We start from the raw sequence: 1194 nt of genomic DNA, 5'->3' as shown, positions 1-1194 counted from the left end.
CTGTGGGAGATTCTATGGTTTGGTGGAAGCCCTCAAGCCGCTTTTGGTTGGTATTCGCTTTGCCCTTTCAGCAGAGCGAATACGATCCGGGCAAGCTTGCGAGCCAACATCACTAGCGCCTGGGTAGTACTGAATCCTCGGGCTAGTTGCTTTTCATAGAAGCCTTTCCAGGCAGATGTGCGCCGGGCCGACATGGCTGCGTTATGCAGAAGCCGACGAGCTTCCGGGTCTCCTCGTTTGGTCAGACTACGACGTCCGTCTTTTTGGCCTGACTTTGACACACGCAAATCCAGTCCCAAAAAGGCAATAAAGGCATCGGCGTTTCGGAAGTCGCCTCGCTGAAACGCTGTCACCAGGCGGGCTCCGGTCAGAAATCCAATACCTTCGACTTTCAGGCAACGCTTCAACTGGCCAAGTAAACCAGCCTCTTTCAATTGATCCTGAATCGTTTTCTCGACCAAGGTCTCAAGCCTCTGCATGGCCTCAATTTGCTCGGCGAAAGCAGTCTTCAATAGCGGCTCATTCGCCCAGCTTTGGACTAGGGCGACTCGAGCCTGAACCAAGGCTGCACGACGGCGAAAAAGACTCAGAAGCTGGCGATACAGCGGTGATGGCGGGGCCCAGGGATGGAGTTCATGCTCTTCGTTCTTCAAATAGCGAGCCAGCAGCTTGGCATCCAGCGCATCGGTTTTGGCGCGAATCTTCACGCCTTCGCGATAATGATGCAGCTCATAACCGCCCACCATGTAAATCACACAACCTGCTTGGTAAGCCAGATCAGCAAACTCCAGATGGTAGATATTGGTCGACTCAATGGCGACCTTGACTGGTGCTGACAAAGCCCTGAGCCACTTCTTGATGCTTGCTTTGTCGTTGGGGATGGCTTCAAGAAGGTCATGTTCGGCGTGATAAATCACCAATTCGTTCTTGGCGACATCCACTCCCACGATGGGCTTTGTGACCGAAACTGGCATTGCCATGGAAAATCCTCCGGGCTAAGGTTTGAACACTTGAAGGGTTCACCCAGAGGCGCAGGCTTGTTCCTATCGTCGGTCTAGGCCAGATGCATTCTTTATCGGCGCTTGGGTGAAAGGAGGAGGGGCGAAATCTCCCACGGTCTGTACTGCTGCTAACAGTCAGAATCGAGCCTTGTCCCTCCTCCTCCCTTCAAGTCCTACCATACAAGCGAGCCTG

1 protein-coding gene is annotated in these 1194 nt (G+C 53.5%); it reads right to left on the bottom strand.

Features of this window, described 5'->3' with window-relative positions; all coding sequences use genetic code 11:
- Positions 1–32 precede the first annotated feature (32 nt).
- On the bottom strand, positions 33–980 hold the full coding sequence (locus tag RGM2987_RS00130; protein WP_245138096.1) for a transposase: 948 nt from the start codon (positions 978–980) through the stop codon (positions 33–35).
- Between the last annotated feature and the right edge of the window lie 214 nt (positions 981–1194).

It is taken from the genome of Pseudomonas sp. RGM2987, from assembly GCF_022952855.1.
Lineage (GTDB): Bacteria > Pseudomonadota > Gammaproteobacteria > Pseudomonadales > Pseudomonadaceae > Aquipseudomonas.
Note: the sequence above shows the minus strand (reverse complement) of the source record. Positions and strands in the feature narration are given on the sequence as shown.

Bases quoted from the DNA above. Each gene is read 5' to 3' on its own strand.
- RGM2987_RS00130 (WP_245138096.1), bottom strand. From the start codon at position 980: ATGGCAATGCCAGTTTCGGTCACAAAGCCCATCGTGGGAGTGGATGTC.